At 64.0% G+C, this 15,322-nt stretch carries 13 protein-coding genes; 3 read left to right on the top strand and 10 right to left on the bottom strand.

All coding sequences use genetic code 11. The features are described from left to right. Both atpA and V7E26_RS15125 read right to left on the bottom strand, forming a co-directional pair. Nucleotides 1–1,183 (bottom strand): F0F1 ATP synthase subunit alpha (gene atpA / locus V7E26_RS15130; RefSeq protein ID WP_324417345.1); only part of this gene is annotated, 1,183 nt, incomplete at its 3' end. After that, entirely contained in the window at nt 1,183–1,743 is a 561-nt protein-coding gene (locus tag V7E26_RS15125; RefSeq protein ID WP_324417343.1) for a F0F1 ATP synthase subunit delta, read from the bottom strand. The genes V7E26_RS15125 and atpA, both read right to left, overlap by 1 nt. 655 nt (nt 1,744–2,398) lie before the next feature. On the opposite strand from V7E26_RS15125, the gene V7E26_RS15120 reads away from it, so the two are divergent. Further along, complete coding sequence (locus V7E26_RS15120; RefSeq protein ID WP_324417339.1) at nt 2,399–2,896, top strand: septal ring lytic transglycosylase RlpA family protein; 498 nt, start codon at nt 2,399–2,401, stop codon at nt 2,894–2,896. Nucleotides 2,897–2,967: 71 nt separating this feature from the next. On the opposite strand, the gene V7E26_RS15115 is transcribed toward V7E26_RS15120, so the two are convergent. Beyond that, nucleotides 2,968–5,178, bottom strand: coding sequence for a primosomal protein N' (locus V7E26_RS15115; protein WP_324417337.1), 2,211 nt, complete (start codon nt 5,176–5,178; stop codon nt 2,968–2,970). 123 nt (nt 5,179–5,301) lie between these two features. Between V7E26_RS15115 and V7E26_RS15110 the strand changes: the two genes are divergently transcribed. Together V7E26_RS15110 and V7E26_RS15105 are read left to right on the top strand one after the other, a co-directional pair. Then, the gene (locus tag V7E26_RS15110) at nt 5,302–6,267 is read left to right on the top strand and encodes a tyrosine recombinase XerC (protein WP_324417335.1); all 966 of its coding nucleotides are present in this window, start codon (nt 5,302–5,304) and stop codon (nt 6,265–6,267) included. Between the two features lie 206 nt (nt 6,268–6,473). Next, nucleotides 6,474–7,064, top strand: a complete 591-nt coding sequence (locus V7E26_RS15105) for a DUF4337 domain-containing protein (protein ID WP_324417333.1) — start codon at nt 6,474–6,476, stop codon at nt 7,062–7,064. A 155-nt stretch (nt 7,065–7,219) separates the two neighbouring features. Here the strand turns inward: V7E26_RS15105 and V7E26_RS15100 are convergent, their stop codons facing one another. The 7 genes from V7E26_RS15100 to V7E26_RS15070 all read right to left on the bottom strand — a co-directional run bounded on the left by V7E26_RS15100 (nt 7,220) and on the right by V7E26_RS15070 (nt 15,204). Then, a complete protein-coding gene (locus V7E26_RS15100; protein WP_324417331.1) occupies nt 7,220–7,750 on the bottom strand; it encodes a hypothetical protein in 531 nt (176 codons plus the stop codon). 139 nt (nt 7,751–7,889) lie between these two features. Continuing rightward, nucleotides 7,890–9,290 carry a dihydrolipoyl dehydrogenase gene (lpdA, locus tag V7E26_RS15095; RefSeq protein ID WP_324417329.1) on the bottom strand — a complete coding sequence of 467 codons (1,401 nt, stop codon included), beginning with the start codon at nt 9,288–9,290 and terminating at the stop codon, nt 7,890–7,892. Between the two features lie 35 nt (nt 9,291–9,325). After that, nucleotides 9,326–10,075 carry an SDR family oxidoreductase gene (locus V7E26_RS15090; RefSeq protein ID WP_324417327.1) on the bottom strand — a complete coding sequence of 250 codons (750 nt, stop codon included), beginning with the start codon at nt 10,073–10,075 and terminating at the stop codon, nt 9,326–9,328. 54 nt (nt 10,076–10,129) lie between these two features. After that, entirely contained in the window at nt 10,130–10,441 is a 312-nt protein-coding gene (locus V7E26_RS15085; protein WP_324417325.1) for a pentapeptide repeat-containing protein, read from the bottom strand. Further along, nucleotides 10,428–10,835: a hypothetical protein gene (locus V7E26_RS15080; RefSeq protein WP_324417323.1), complete on the bottom strand. Its 408-nt coding sequence runs from the start codon at nt 10,833–10,835 to the stop codon at nt 10,428–10,430. Before V7E26_RS15080 ends, V7E26_RS15085 begins: the two co-directional genes overlap by 14 nt. Nucleotides 10,836–10,850: 15 nt before the next feature. Beyond that, nucleotides 10,851–12,089, bottom strand: coding sequence for a 2-oxoglutarate dehydrogenase complex dihydrolipoyllysine-residue succinyltransferase (odhB, locus tag V7E26_RS15075; RefSeq protein WP_324417321.1), 1,239 nt, complete (start codon nt 12,087–12,089; stop codon nt 10,851–10,853). A 157-nt stretch (nt 12,090–12,246) separates the two neighbouring features. Further along, nucleotides 12,247–15,204 carry a 2-oxoglutarate dehydrogenase E1 component gene (locus V7E26_RS15070; protein WP_324417319.1) on the bottom strand — a complete coding sequence of 986 codons (2,958 nt, stop codon included), beginning with the start codon at nt 15,202–15,204 and terminating at the stop codon, nt 12,247–12,249. Between the last annotated feature and the right edge of the window lie 118 nt (nt 15,205–15,322).

Genomic DNA, 15,322 nt, shown 5'->3' with positions numbered 1-15,322 from the left:
CCAGCTCGCCCTTGATCTTGCCGGCGACCTTCTTCATCGCCTTGGTCTGCGCCGACGAACCCACGCGCGACACCGACAGGCCGACGTTCACCGCGGGACGGATGCCCTGGAAGAACAGGTCGGTCTCCAGGAAGATCTGGCCGTCGGTGATCGAGATGACGTTGGTCGGGATGTAGGCCGACACGTCGTTGGCCTGGGTTTCGATGACCGGCAGCGCGGTCAGCGAGCCGGAGCCCTGATCCTTGTTGAGCTTCGCGGCTCGCTCGAGCAGGCGGGAGTGCAAATAGAACACGTCGCCCGGATAGGCTTCGCGGCCCGGCGGGCGGCGCAGCAGCAGCGACATCTGGCGGTAGGCGACGGCCTGCTTGGACAGATCGTCATAGATGATCACGGCGTGCATGCCGTTGTCGCGGAAGTATTCGCCCATGGTGCAGCCGGTGAACGGCGCGATGTACTGCATCGGCGCCGGGTCGGAAGCGGTGGCGGCGACCACGATCGAGTATTCCAGCGCGCCCTGCTCTTCCAGCACCTTGACGAACTGGGCAACGGTCGAACGCTTCTGGCCGATCGCGACGTAGACGCAATACAGCTTGATGTTCTCGTCCGGCTGCGCGTTGAGCGGCTTCTGGTTCAGGATGGTGTCGAGCGCGATCGCGGTCTTGCCGGTCTGGCGGTCGCCGATGATCAGCTCGCGCTGGCCGCGGCCGACCGGGATCAGGGCGTCGATCGCCTTGAGGCCGGTCGCCATCGGCTCGCTCACCGACTTGCGCGGAATGATGCCGGGCGCCTTGACGTCGACGCGCATGCGCTTGTCGGCCTGGATCGGACCCTTGCCGTCGATCGGGTTGCCCAGCGCGTCGACGACGCGGCCGAGCAGGCCCTTGCCGACCGGGGTGTCCACGATGGCGCGGGTGCGCTTGACGGTCTGGCCTTCCTTGATCTCGCGGTCGGCGCCGAAAATCACGATACCGACGTTGTCGGTTTCGAGGTTGAGCGCCATGCCGCGGGTGCCGTTCTCGAACTCGACCATTTCACCGGCCTGGACGTTGTCCAGACCGTAGACGCGGGCGATACCGTCACCGACAGACAGCACCTGCCCGACTTCGGTGACCTCGGCCTCCTGGCCGAAATTCTTGATCTGGTCCTTGAGGATCGCGGAAATTTCCGCGGCGCGGATGTCCATCAGCCTGCCTCTTTCATCGCGTGCTTGATCGAATTGAGTTTGGTGCGAAGCGAACTATCCACCATGCGGCTGCCGAGCTTGACCACAAGACCGCCAATGATGGAGGGATCGACATTCACGTTGAGCGCGACGTCCTTGCCCGTCACCGACTTCAGTGCGGTCTTCAGCGCGTCGAGATTCTTGTCACTGAGCTGTTCGGCGACGGTGACGTCGGCCGTCACCTCGCCCTTGAACTTCGCCACCAGCGCGCGGAAGGCGCGGATCACATCGGCCACGGCGAACAGCCGGCGATTGGCGGTCAGGACCTTGAGGAATTTGGCCGATGTGCCGGAGAGGCCGGCCTTGTCGAGCACGGCATTGAGCGCCTTCGATTGCGTCTCCGCCGAGAAAACCGGGCTGCGGACGAGGCGCTTGAGATCGGCGCTCTCGTTCAGCATGGCCTCGAATTTATCGAGATCGGCCTTCACCGCGTCGATGGATTTCTCCTCGCGGGCCAACTCGAACAAGGCCGTAGCATAACGGCCGGACACTCCCGAAACGGACGGATCTTCAGCAGCCACAGAGTCGCTCTTTTCAGCTGTCAAATTCGCAAGGGAAAAACCGTCGCCACAGGTAGCGGCGCCTAGCGATCCAAGCCCTTGGAATTCAAGCGGGACTTCGATTTTCGACCGGCACGCGAGGTGTCGGGATCGTTAAAATCGCGGCTTTGCTATCATAGCGAACGCGCAGGTGCAACATGACCGCGCAATCGGGCGATGCCTTGTCGCACGTCGCGTTGCGAAGCCTGTGAAGCGCGGCTGTTTGTGCCGGATCAGTGCGCCCGAATTTTGGCTCCCCCAAGGGCCGCTGATCGCCGCCCCCCGATCCCACCAAGCGCATTTGTTCCGACCGTATTTGCATGGCGGCCATGAGCGCGCACGCTCGGGACGAACCGGCTCCTCCATTTGGCCATTACTTGTCTAAATCTTTCCACTCCTGAGGATGACTGTATTCGCCAGTTATTCGAAGTACTGGATTAGTTAAAAGTTCGTTAAAGCATAAGATTACGGAACATCGTTTGATTAGTTGCTGGCGGTAACAAGATATGTCAGCCAGCGACAATCAGGATTTACTGCCCAATTCATGCCTCATTGCCTGCCCAAACGGCATCCACAAAACTGGGACGGGGGTTCCATTTGTCACGCTTGTGGCAATACTGTCTGAGGGACTAGTTTAATGTTGAATATCAACAATGTGGCGCCGGGAACTCCAACCCGGTCGCGTACGGCTTTCGCCTTGATTGCCGCAACCCTTCTGGTCGGCGGCACCGTTTCCGAGGCCTCCGCCAAGTCCAGGCATCATCGCCACCACCATCACGCGCACCACCACGCCCACAAGGCGGCGGGCAGCGCCTGGCTGAACGCCAATGCCTCGATGGGCCCGACGGGCGGCCGCAGCTTTTCGGGCAGGGCTTCCTACTACGGCAATGAATCCGGCAGCCGCACGGCCTCCGGCCAGCGCTTCAACCAGAACGCCATGACCGCAGCCCACCGCTCGCTGCCGTTCGGCACCAAGCTCCGCGTCACCCATCGTGGCCAGAGCGTGATCGTCACCGTCAACGACCGTGGTCCGTTCATCCGTGGCCGCGTGCTCGACCTCTCCAAGGGCGCCGCCCGTGCCATCGGCCTGACCGGCGCGGGCGTCGGCCACGTCACCGCCGAGGTCGTTTCCTAACGGCGCAAATTTGCTGCGCTCCAAAAGCCTGCCGTGGCAATCGCGGCAGGCTTTTTGTTTTTCGAATTCGGCTACAAAAAGCTCTGCGGATCGACGTCGACTTCGAGCTTGAGATTGCCCTTGGGCTTCGGCCCGGCGGCGAGCCATTCGCGCAAATATTCCGACAGGTCGACATTGCGCAGCGACTTCACCAGGATCCGGAAGCGGTAACGCCCCTTGATGACGGCGAGCGGCGCCTCCGCCGGCCCCAGCACCTGGATGCGCTCGTCGAGCGGCGCCAGCGAGGTGAGACGGCGCGCAAAGCCTTCCGCGCTCGGCCGGTCGCCCGCGGAAATGATCAGGCTGGCGAGCCGGCCGAACGGCGGATAGCCGGTGCGTTCGCGGGACTCGATCTCGCTGGCGTAGAACGCCTCGCGGTCGCTTGCGACCAGCGCCTTCATGACGGGATGCTCGGGCTGGTGGGTCTGCAGAAAGCCGACGCCACGGCCCTGCTCGCGCCCGGCGCGCCCGATCACCTGGTTGAGCAATTGAAACGTCCGCTCGGCGGCGCGCGGATCGCCATTGCCGAGGCCGAGATCGGCATCGACCACGCCGACCAGATTGAGCCGCGGGAAGTTATGTCCCTTCGCCACCAGCTGCGTGCCGATGATGATGTCGACGCGGCCTTCGGCGATTTCGTTCAGCTCGCTGCGCATGGTCTCGATCGAGGTGATGAGATCGCTCGACAGCACCATGGTGCGCGCGTTCGGAAACAGCGCCGCCGCCTCTTCCTGCAGGCGCTCGACGCCAGGCCCGATCGCAGCCAGCGATTCCTCGGCCTGGCAGTGCGGGCAGATGTTCGGCCGCGCCATCGAGAACCCGCAATGGTGGCAGACCAGGCGCTGGCGGAATCGGTGATCGACCAGCCAGGCGTCGCAGATGGTGCAGGCAAAACGATGCCCGCAGGCACGGCATAGCGTCAGCGGCGCATAGCCGCGCCGGTTGAGGAACAGCAGGGCCTGTTCGCGCTTCTCGATCGCGAACTGCACCTGTTCGGCAAGCGGCGGCGAGATGAAGCGGCCACGCGGCGGCGGCGCGCGGCGCAGGTCGACCGCCTCGATATGCGGCATGTGCTGGCCGCCGAAGCGCGACGGCAGCGCGACGCGCTGGTAGCGCCCCTTCCGTGCGTTGACCTCGGATTCCACCGAAGGCGTGGCGGACGCCAGCACGATCGGAATTTTGGCGATATGCGCGCGCACCACGGCCATGTCGCGGGCGTGGTAGTGCGCGCCTTCATCCTGCTTGTAGGCCTGATCGTGCTCCTCATCGACGATGATCAACCCGAGATCCGCATAGGGCAGAAACAGCGCCGAGCGCGCGCCGACCACGACCGGCGCCTCGCCCGTCGATATTGCGGCCCAATTGCGCTGCCGCGTCCGCGGCGTCAGCTCGGAATGCCATTCCAACGGACGCACGCCGAAGCGCTGGGCGAAGCGGTCGAGGAATTGTCCGGTCAGCGCGATCTCCGGCATCAGGATCAGGCATTGCTTGCCGCGCCGGATCACTTCCGCAATCGCCTCGAAATAAACTTCCGTCTTGCCCGAACCGGTCACGCCGTCGAGCAGCGCGACATGGAAGGTGCCATTGGCGGCAAGCGCGCGCATCGCATCCACAGCCGCGCGCTGCTGGCTGGAAAATTCAGGCTGCGCAAAGGACGGATCGGGCGCCGGCGGCGGCAGCGGCGGCGGCATCGCCTCGACGGTCAGCGTGCCCTCGTCGACGAGACCGTCGACCACGCCGGAGCTGACACCGGCCTCCCGCGCCGCCTCGGACTTGCCGTGCAGCAGCCCGTCCGACAACACCTCGATCAGCCGCCGCCGCGCCGGGGTCAGGCGCCGCGGCGGTTCGCCGACCAGACGAACGCCAAGCCGCATCCGTTCGGGCCCGAGATTGTCGCCCATCCGCAAGGCCATCCGCAGCACCATGCCGCGGGCGGACAGCGTGTAATTGGCGACCCAGTCGACGAGGCTGCGCAGTTCGGGCTTCAGCGGCGGCACGTCGAGTTTTTCGCCGACGTCCTTCAGGCGGTTGTGCAGCCGCGGATCGGGCTTGGCGTTCTCCGCCCACACCACCGCGACCACCTCGCGCGGCCCGAGCGGCACGCAGACGACATCGCCGGGCTTCAGCTCCATGCCGCGCGGCACGCGGTAGGAATAGGCCTGATCGAGCGCGACCGGCACCAGCACATCGACGACGCGGGTCGAGGATGCCGAGGAGCCGGTTTGGCGGGTGGCGTGGTCCATCAGGGGAATCAGGCTCGAGATAGTTTGAGCAAAGGCTAGCGCCCCGCTGCCCGGTTAGCGAACGGTAAACGAAAGAAGTGCGATATAATCGACTGAAGCATCGCCTCCAAGACCGGGAAGGCCATGGGCAAGCAAGTTCCGCAAGGCCTCGAACTCGATTGCGCCGACGACGGCTTCGCGCAGCAGATGGCGCGCTGGCTGACGCATCTGCGCGCCGAGCGACGGCTGTCGCCGAAGACGCTGGAAGCCTATGCCCGCGATCTCCGCCAATGCCTCACCTTCCTCGCCGAACATTGGGGCGAGAAGGTCACGCTGAAGCGGTTTGCCGCACTGGAGGCCACCGACGTCAGGGCCTTCATGGCGATGCGCCGCGCCGATGATATCGCCGGACGCTCGTTGATGCGGGCACTGGCGGGGCTCAGATCGTTCGGCCGCTATCTCGAGCGCGAAGGCAAGGGCAAGGTCGGCGCGCTGTCCGCGATCCGCGCGCCCAAGGTGGCGAAGAGCCTGCCGAAGCCGATCCAGATGGCAGCCGCCAAGCGTTTTGCCGACGCCGATGAGCGCGCCGGCGAGGAACGCGAACCCTGGATTCTGGCGCGCGACGCCGCCGTGATGGCGCTGCTCTATGGCTCGGGCCTGCGCATCTCCGAGGCGCTGGGGCTGAAGCGGCGCGACGTGCCGAAACCCGGCGAAGGCGATGTCCTCATCGTCACCGGCAAGGGCAACAAGACCCGCATGGTGCCGGTGCTGCAGAATGTGCTGGCGCTGATCGCCGACTACGTCGCGATGTGCCCGCATTCATTGCCGCCGGCCGGACCGATTTTCGTCGGCGCCCGCGGCGGGCCGCTTTCGCCACGGATCATTCAGCTTACGATGGAGCGGCTGCGCGGCGCGCTCGGCCTGCCCGACAGTGCCACCCCGCACGCGCTGCGGCATTCCTTCGCTACCCATCTGCTCAGCCGTGGCGGCGATCTGCGCGCGATCCAGGAATTGCTCGGCCACGCCTCGCTCTCGACGACGCAGATCTACACCGGCATCGACAGCGAGCGGCTCTTGGAAGTGTATCGCTCCGCGCATCCGCGCGGGTGAGGCTCCCAGACACAAAATATCGAAAACAACCCCATGCAAAGTAGGATGGGCGCGGCACGCCGCGGCCCAATCGGCGGCTGTCATACTGAGAGCTAAAAATACGGATAGAGCAACCGTTGAACGGACGCGCCCAAAATCCGCTTAACTCTTGCGTTGAACGGGCCGTTCGGCAATCGTGGCCGCGGTCGACTTTTGGGGAGATGAACATGGGCGCACATGAAAGCATGGAGCATGCCGAGCATGCCGAGCACGCGTCGGGCTCGAACAAGAGGATCGCGTTGCTGATCGCCGTGATCGCCCTGTTCCTGGCGCTGTCGGAAACGCTGGGCAAGGGCGCGCAGACCGAAGCGATCAGCAAGAATGTCGAGGCATCGAATCTCTGGGCGTTCTTCCAGGCCAAGAGCATCCGCCGCACCGTGGTGCAGGCGACCGCCGAGCACGCCAGGCTGAGCATGGGCACGGTCGGCGACGAGGCCGCCAGGGCGGCGCTGCAGAAGCAGATCGACGACTGGAACAAGACCGCGCAGCGTTATCGCTCGGAGCCGGAAACCGGCGAGGGCTCGGAAGAACTCGCCAAGCGCGCCAAGCATGCCGAGCATGAACGCGACGAGGCGACCGCGAAGTATCACCACTACGAGATCGCTTCGGCCGCTTTCCAGATCGGCATCGTGCTGGCATCCGCCACCATCATCACCGGCATGATGGCTCTGGCCTGGGTGTCAGGCCTGCTGGCAATCGTAGGCATCGCGATCACCGGCCTCGGCCTTTACGCGCCGCATCTGCTGCATCTGCATTGAGGGTTCGCGAAGCGGCCGCCTCTGTCATGCCCTGCGAAGGCAGGGCATCCAGTACGCTGCGGCCCTTCGGTCAAGCACTACTTTCTCTGGAATACTGGATCGCCCGCCCAGTGCGCAAATTGCGCACAAGGCGGGCGATGACAGGGCGAAGCAGGCTAACGCGCCTGGTGCACGCTCTTGCGGAAGCGCGCGATCAGCCGCAGCGTGCGCGATGACCAGCTATCACCGTCACCGCGCAGGATTTCGCGGATGCGCTGCTTGATCGGCTGGACAATGGCGGCCGCCTTGGCGCGCATCGCCATGATGAATTCATAGGTCTTCCTGAACCACGCCATCTGCAGCAGCTTGGGGCGCGTCACGTCGAAGATGAAGGCGGTGACGCCGAGGCCGAGGAACTTTCCGGCGACGATGACCGCGGCGGCACCCAGCCAATATTGATTCGCGAGCAGCCACAGGCCGATCAGCTTCAGCGGGAACAGCGGGATTACCGGCACCGCGAACACGATCAGCGTCATCGCCGGCGACAGCGCATCGACGCGGTCAGCAAGCCATTGCTTGAAGGCGCGAAGCGGAATCGCCGCGACGACGCGCGCGACGATCGGCTCGAGATGATCCCACAGCCAGGCTTCGATCAGGAAGACGATCGCAAGCAAAACCCAGAGCGGCTGTAACAGGCGGCGCATCATCGGTTTGTAATCTCTGGAGCGGAACGACGTCGATGGATCGGTCGCCGCGCTCCGATTTGGCGTTCAAAGCATGGCCTTTTCGAGAAGCGGGATACAGGCTTCTTCCTCCATGCTCTACCCGGAATGTTCCGGGTTCCGATCACATATGGATGGCACGTTTGCCGACCGCAAGCGCGGCCTCCTTGACGGCCTCCGAGCGTGTCGGGTGCGCGTGGCAGGTGCGCGCGAGATCCTCGGCGGAACCGCCGAATTCCATCAGAACGCAGGCTTCATGGATCATTTCGCCCGCTTCGCGGCCGATGATGTGCACGCCGAGCACGCGGTCGGTTTTCGCATCTGCGAGAATCTTCACGAAGCCGTCAGTGGTCTGATTGACCTTGGAACGACCGTTGGCGGTAAACGGAAACTTGCCTGACGTATAGGCGACGCCCGCCTGCTTCAGTTCCTCCTCGGTCTTGCCGACTGACGACACTTCCGGCGTGGTATACACGACGCCTGGAATGACATCGTAGTTCACATGGCCGGCCTGGCCCGCGATGATTTCGGCGCAGGCGACGCCTTCGTCCTCGGCCTTGTGCGCGAGCATCGGTCCCGCCACCACGTCGCCGATCGCATAGACGCCCTTCACGCTGGTCGCGAAATGCTTATCGATCTGCACACGGCCGCGATTGTCGAGCGCGATGCCGGCTTCCTTGAGGCCCAGCCCTTCGGTGTAGGGCACGCGGCCGATGCAGACGAGAACCACGTCGGCCTCCAGCGTCTCCGCCGCGCCGCCGGCGGCCGGTTCGACACTGACCTTCAGCGTCTTGCCCGACGTGTCGACGCTGGTGACCTTGGCACCGAGCTTGAATGCAAAGCCCTGCTTCTCGAGCATGCGCTGGAATTGCTTCGCCACTTCGCCGTCCATACCGGGCAGGATACGGTCGAGGAATTCGACAACCATGACCTCCGATCCCAGCCGGCGCCATACCGACCCGAGTTCGAGCCCGATCACGCCGGCGCCGACGATCAGCATCTTTTCCGGCACTTTTTCCAACGAAAGCGCGCCGGTCGACGACACGATGCGCTTTTCGTCGATCTCGATGCCTTTCAGCCGCGCGATATCGGAGCCGGTGGCAATGACGACGTTCTTGGTTTCAACCGTTTCGGTCTTGCCGCCACCACTGACTTCAACCTTGCCGGCACCGAGGATCTTGCCGGTGCCCTTCAGCACGTCGACCTTGTTCTTCTTCATCAGGAACTCGACGCCCTTGACGTTGCCGTCGATGCCCTGCTGCTTGAAGTTCATCATCGCGGGCAGATCGAGCTTCGGCGCGGAAACGCTGACGCCCATTTTGGCAAAGGAATGCGCGGCTTCCTCGAACATTTCGGAGGCGTGCAGCAATGCCTTCGACGGCATGCAGCCGACGTTCAGGCAGGTGCCGCCGAGCGTCGCATTCTTCTCGACCACGGCGACCTTCATGCCGAGTTGCGCCGCGCGCACCGCGCAGACATATCCGCCCGGGCCGGTGCCGATGACGACGAGATCGTAGGTAGCCATGATTGAAGTCCTGTAGCTGGGAAGCGTGTCAGGCGTTAGCGCCCGCCCGACACATCAAGAGTGGTACCGGTGACGTAGGAGGCTTCGTCCGACATCAGCCAGACGATGGCATTGGCGATTTCTTCGGCCTTGCCGACGCGCTTCATCGGCACCATCGGCGCAAGACGCTGCGCCCGATCGGGCTCGCCGCCGGAGGCGTGAATCTCGGTATCGATCAGCCCGGGGCGGATGCCTGCAACGCGAATGCCGTCGGTGGCGACCTCGTGGCTGAGGCCGACCGTGAGCGCATCGATCGCGGCCTTCGAGGCGGCATAGTCGACATAGGTGTTGGCCGAGCCGAGCCGGGCTGCGACCGACGAGATGTTGACGATGACGCCGCCCTTGCCGCCGAACTTGGTCGACATGCGCTTCACCGCCTCGCGCGCGCACAGGATGGCACCGGTCACGTTGACCGCCATCACTTCCTGGATCCGTTCAGCCGTCATGTCCTCGACGCGCACGCCGCTCTTGCCGACGATGCCGGCATTGTTGACGAGCGCACCCAGCGTGCCGAAGCCGTCCGCCGCCTTGAACAGCGCGAGGATGTCGCTCTCATGACCAACGTCGCATTTCACGGCGATGGCCTTGCCGTTCTTGCCTTCGATCATGCCGACGACTTCGTCTGCCGCGGTCTTGTTGCTGGCGTAGCCGACCACGACACGATAACCGCGCGCGGCCGCAGCAAGCGCGGCCGCGCGGCCGATGCCGCGACTGCCGCCGGTGATCACAACAACCCTGTCCGTCACATCAGCCCCCAACTACAGAACGTGGCCGCCCACACGTAGAATACGCTTTTACATTCAGTTACCGATGCCTGAACTCCGTAGCTCCGCTCGGTCGATATAAGCAGGCAGTATTGTGCGACTGTCGATAATCGCGCGCGAAAGCTGCTGGACTGTGAGATTCTTCGCTCCACTGAGGTCGGCGCCTCGCAGAATAGTTCCGTTGAGAACCGCTCCCTCAAAGTCAGCATCGCGAAGGATTGCATTTGTCGCGTCGGTCCCTGTCATATTCGCGCCGCGGAGCGAAGCCCCGCTAAGATCAGTTCGTCGGACAAAGGCGCCGTGCAGATCTAGTGTACGAACCGAAGCCGATTCTTTAACTTTCCGCATCGGGAGCTCCTAACCTGTTCCTGAGTGTCGCGATGATTTCTTTGATGTCTATAGGCGGATCTTCGTCTCCATAGTCGACCTTGTTAGCGCGCAGGTGAGCCTGCAAGAGCTCGAATACAGGGTTTGAAAGGTCAGGGAAATCTTTCGCAACCTCCCGCAATACATAGATGGCCGCGAGCCTGACCTCAAGATTGGGATCCCGCAGTTGCCCGACAGCCCGGTTAAACAATTCGGTAACATGTGCCCGCCTCGCCAGATTTGCCTGCATATTCGCCGAACGAGCCTGCAGTGCCGCAGGCGACAATTGCCGCCATGCGAGCGCCGCACCAACGAGCGCAGCTAGAGTCAGGGCCGCGTTCCGAATGATTTCCGAAAATGCGACCCACTCCGACATTGTGACGATCGATCCTCAGAGATCCAGCACCAGCCGCGCCGGGTCTTCCAGGCTTTCCTTGACGCGGACCAGGAAGGTCACCGCTTCCTTGCCGTCGATCACGCGGTGATCGTAGGACAGCGCCAGATACATCATCGGGCGCACCTCGATCTTGCCGCCGACCACCATCGGCCGCTCCTGGATCTTGTGCATGCCGAGAATGCCCGACTGCGGCGCGTTCAGGATCGGCGTCGACATCAGCGAACCGTAGATGCCGCCATTGGTGATCGTGAACGTGCCGCCCTGCATCTCGTCGATCTTGAGATGGCCGTCGCGGGCGCGGCGGCCGAAATCGGCGATGCCCTTTTCGATGTCGGAGATCGACTTGTGGTCGCAGTCGCGCACCACGGGCACGACGAGGCCCTTGTCGGTGCCGACGGCAATGCCGACGTGGTAGTAATTCTTGAAGATCAGGTCGGTGCCGTCGATCTCGGCGTTGACGGCGGGAATGTCCTTCAGCGCCTGCACGCAGGCCTTGGTGAAGAAGCCCATGAAGCCGAGCTTGGTGCCGTGCTTCTTCTCGAACACGTCCTTGTACTGCGAGCGCAGCGCCATCACGTTGGTCATGTCGACCTCGTTGAAGGTCGTCAGCATCGCGGCGGTGTTCTGCACGTCCTTGAGGCGGCGCGCGATGGTCTGGCGCAGCCGCGTCATCTTCACCCGCTCCTCGCGCGCGGCGTCGTCGGCCGGCGACGGCGCACGGACCTGCACCGCGGCGGCCGGCTGATTGACCGGGGTCGGCGCGGACGCCGCCTTCTCGATCGCGGCCAGCATGTCGCCCTTGGTGACGCGGCCGTCCTTGCCGGAGCCGGGAACGGTTGACGCATCGATGCCGCTCTCGGCGGAGAGCTTGCGGACCGACGGCGCCAGCGGCGCATCCGCCGCGACGGTCTTCGACGGCGCAGACGCGGCGGCGGGCGCGACAGCCGGCGCAGCGGCCTTGGCAGGCGCGGCGGCGGCCGGCTTCGCCGCCGCGGGGGCGCCGTCGGTGATCTGGCCGAGCAGTGCGCCTACGGCGACCGTCTCGCCATCCTTGGCGGAGATTTCGCCGAGCACGCCTGCAGACGGCGCCGGCACTTCGATGGTGACCTTGTCGGTCTCGAGTTCCACCAGCGGCTCGTCCACCGCCACCGCGTCGCCGGCCTTCTTGAACCAGCGGCCGATGGTGGCTTCCGTTACGGACTCACCGAGTGTCGGAACACGAATTTCAGTCATGGTATTTTTCCCTCAATCGTTGGTGCGTCATCGTCCGGCTTGCGCGCGATTGCGCGCTGGGGCGGACGATCCAGTACTCCGGGACGGTCGTGATCAAAACGCACGGCACGGCGTACTGGATGCCCCGCTTTCGCGGAGCATGACAAATGACAAAATGCTAGCTCAGCGCCTCATCCAGGAAAGCCCTGAGCTGCGCCTGGTGCTTCGACATCAAACCGGTGGCCGTCGCCGCCGATGCCGCGCGGCCCGCGTATCGCGGACGGCGGTTCGGCGCGTGGATCTGGTTCAGCACCCATTCGAGATAGGGCTCGATGAAGTGCCACGCGCCCATGTTGCGCGGCTCTTCCTGGCACCAGACCACTTCGGCGTTCTTGAAGCGGCCGAGCTCCTGCACCAGCGCCTTCAGCGGCACCGGATAGAGCTGCTCGACGCGCAGGATGTAGATGTCGTCGATGCCGCGCTTCTCGCGCTCCTCGTAGAGGTCGTAATAGACCTTGCCCGAGCACAGCACGACGCGACGGATATTGGCATCGGGCACCAGCTTGATCTTCTCGTCGGGCAGCATCTGCGCGTCATCGTACAGGATGCGGTGGAAGGTCGCGTCCTTGCCGAGCTCGTCGAGCCGCGATACCGCGCGCTTGTGGCGCAGCAGCGACTTCGGCGTCATCATGATCAGCGGCTTGCGGATCTCGCGATGCAGCTGCCGGCGCAGCGCATGGAAGTAATTCGCCGGCGTGGTCGGGTAGACCACCTGCATGTTGTCTTCCGCGCACATCTGCAGGAAACGCTCGAGGCGCGCCGAGGAGTGCTCCGGCCCCTGGCCTTCATAGCCGTGCGGCAACAGGCAGACGAGGCCGGACATGCGCAGCCATTTACGCTCGCCCGAGGAAATGAACTGGTCGAACACCACCTGCGCACCGTTGGCGAAATCGCCGAACTGCGCTTCCCACATCGCCAGCGCGTTCGGCTCGGCGAGCGAATAGCCGTACTCGAAGCCGAGCACCGCCTCTTCCGACAATAGCGAGTTGATGACCTCGTAATGACCCTGGTCGTGGCCGAGATGGTTGAAGGGCGTATAGCGGCTCTCGTCTTCCTGATCGATCAGCACCGAATGGCGCTGCGAGAACGTGCCGCGCTCGGAGTCCTGGCCCGACAGGCGGACGTGGTGACCCTCCTGCAGCAGCGTGCAGAACGCCAGCGCCTCGCCGGTCGCCCAGTCGATGCCGACGCCATTGTCGATCGCCTTGGCGCGGTTCTCCAGGAAACGCTGGATGGTGCGGTGAACCCGGAAGCCGTCCGGCACCTTGGTGATCTTGCGGCCGATATCCTTGAGAATATTGACATCGACGCCGGTGACGCCGCGACGGGCATCCTCTTCCTGGTCGGCGGACTTGAAGCCGGCCCACTTGCCATCGAGCCAGTCGGCCTTGTTCGGCTTGTAGCCGGTACCAGCCTCGAGTTCGGCATCGAGCCGCGCGCGCCAATCGGCCTTGGCCTTCTCGACCTCGCCCTCGGTCAGCACGCCGTCGGCGACGAGGCGCTTGGAATAGATCTCGACCGTACCGGGATGCGTTGCAATCCTCTTGTACATCACCGGCTGGGTGAACGCCGGCTCGTCGCCTTCGTTGTGGCCATGCCTGCGGTAGCAGAACATGTCGATGACGACAGGCTTGTGGAATTTCTGGCGGAATTCGATCGCGACCTTGGCGGCGAACACCACCGCTTCCGGATCGTCGCCGTTGACGTGGAAGATCGGCGCGTCGATCATCTTCGCGACGTCGGACGGATAGGGCGAGGAGCGCGAATAGCGCGGATAGGTGGTGAAGCCGATCTGGTTGTTGACGATGAAATGCAGCGAGCCGCCGGTTCGATAGCCCTTCAGGTCCGAAAGGCCGAAGCATTCGGCCACCACGCCCTGGCCGGCGAACGCCGCATCGCCATGCATCAGCAGCGGCAGCACCGAGATGCGCATATCGGGCGGATCGCCGTGCTGGTCCTGCTTGGCGCGCACCTTGCCGAGCACGACGGGGTCGACGATTTCCAGATGCGACGGGTTGGCGGTCAGCGACAGATGGATCTTGTTGCCGTCGAACTCGCGGTCGCTCGATGCGCCCAGATGATATTTGACGTCGCCGGAGCCTTCGACGTCCTCGGGGTTGGCCGAGCCGCCCTTGAACTCGTGGAACAGTGCGCGGTGCGACTTGGCCATCACCTGGGTAAGCACGTTGAGGCGGCCGCGATGCGGCATGCCGAGCACGATTTCCTTCACGCCGAGATTGCCGCCGCGCTTGATGATCTGCTCCAGCGCCGGGATCAGCGACTCGCCGCCGTCGAGGCCGAAGCGCTTGGTGCCGGTGAACTTGAGGTCGCAGAATTTTTCGAAGCCCTCGGCTTCGATCAGCTTGTTGAGGATGGCGCGGCGACCTTCCGGCGTGAAGCTGATTTCCTTGTCCGGCCCCTCGATCCGCTCCTGGATCCAGGCTTTCTGCGCCGCGTTGGAGATGTGCATGAACTCGACGCCGAGCGTCTGGCAGTAGGTGCGCTCGCAGATCGCGACGATCTCGCGCAGGCTGCCGTATTCGAGGCCGAGCACGTGGTCGAGGAAGATCTTGCGGTCGAAATCGGCCTCGGTGAAGCCGTAGGTGCGCGGATCGAGCTCTTCGCGGTCGCGCGGCGCCTCGATGCCGAGCGGATCAAGCTTGGCGTGGAAATGACCGCGCATGCGGTAGGCCCGGATCAGCATCAGGGCGCGGACGGAATCGCGCGTCGCCTGGTTGACGTCGGCGGGCGACAGTTCGGCGCCCTTGGTCTGCGCCCTGGCGGCGAGCTTGGCCCCGACCGCCTTCTCGACCTGGGCCCAGTTGCCGTCCAGCGCCGAGGTCAGGTCGTCCTGCGGGGTGAGCGGCCAGTTGTCCCGGCCCCAGGAGGGGCCTTCGGCGTTCTTCCGGACGTCCGCCGGGGTGTCTTTCAGGCTCTTGAAGAATTCCTGCCATTCGCCGTCGACAGAGCCGGGGTCCTGCTCGTAGCGGGCATAGAGCTCGTCAATATACGTGGCGTTGGTGCCCTGCAAAAAGGAGGAGAGGGCAAATGCTGCGTTCGCGTCCTGGCGAGACATGATGGCGTCCTGGGTAATGTCGCTTTGCGCGTGGAAAACGGCGCTTTAGCCGGTCCGGAAGCCCGAACCAGCTCGGTTGAGAAGCTTTACCCTATTTAGGACGGATATTCGCGCCTAA

The organism is Bradyrhizobium sp. (genome assembly GCF_036735945.1).
GTDB lineage: Bacteria > Pseudomonadota > Alphaproteobacteria > Rhizobiales > Xanthobacteraceae > Bradyrhizobium.
The sequence above is the reverse complement of the archived record's forward strand: the minus strand, read 5'-3'. Positions and strand labels throughout refer to the sequence as shown.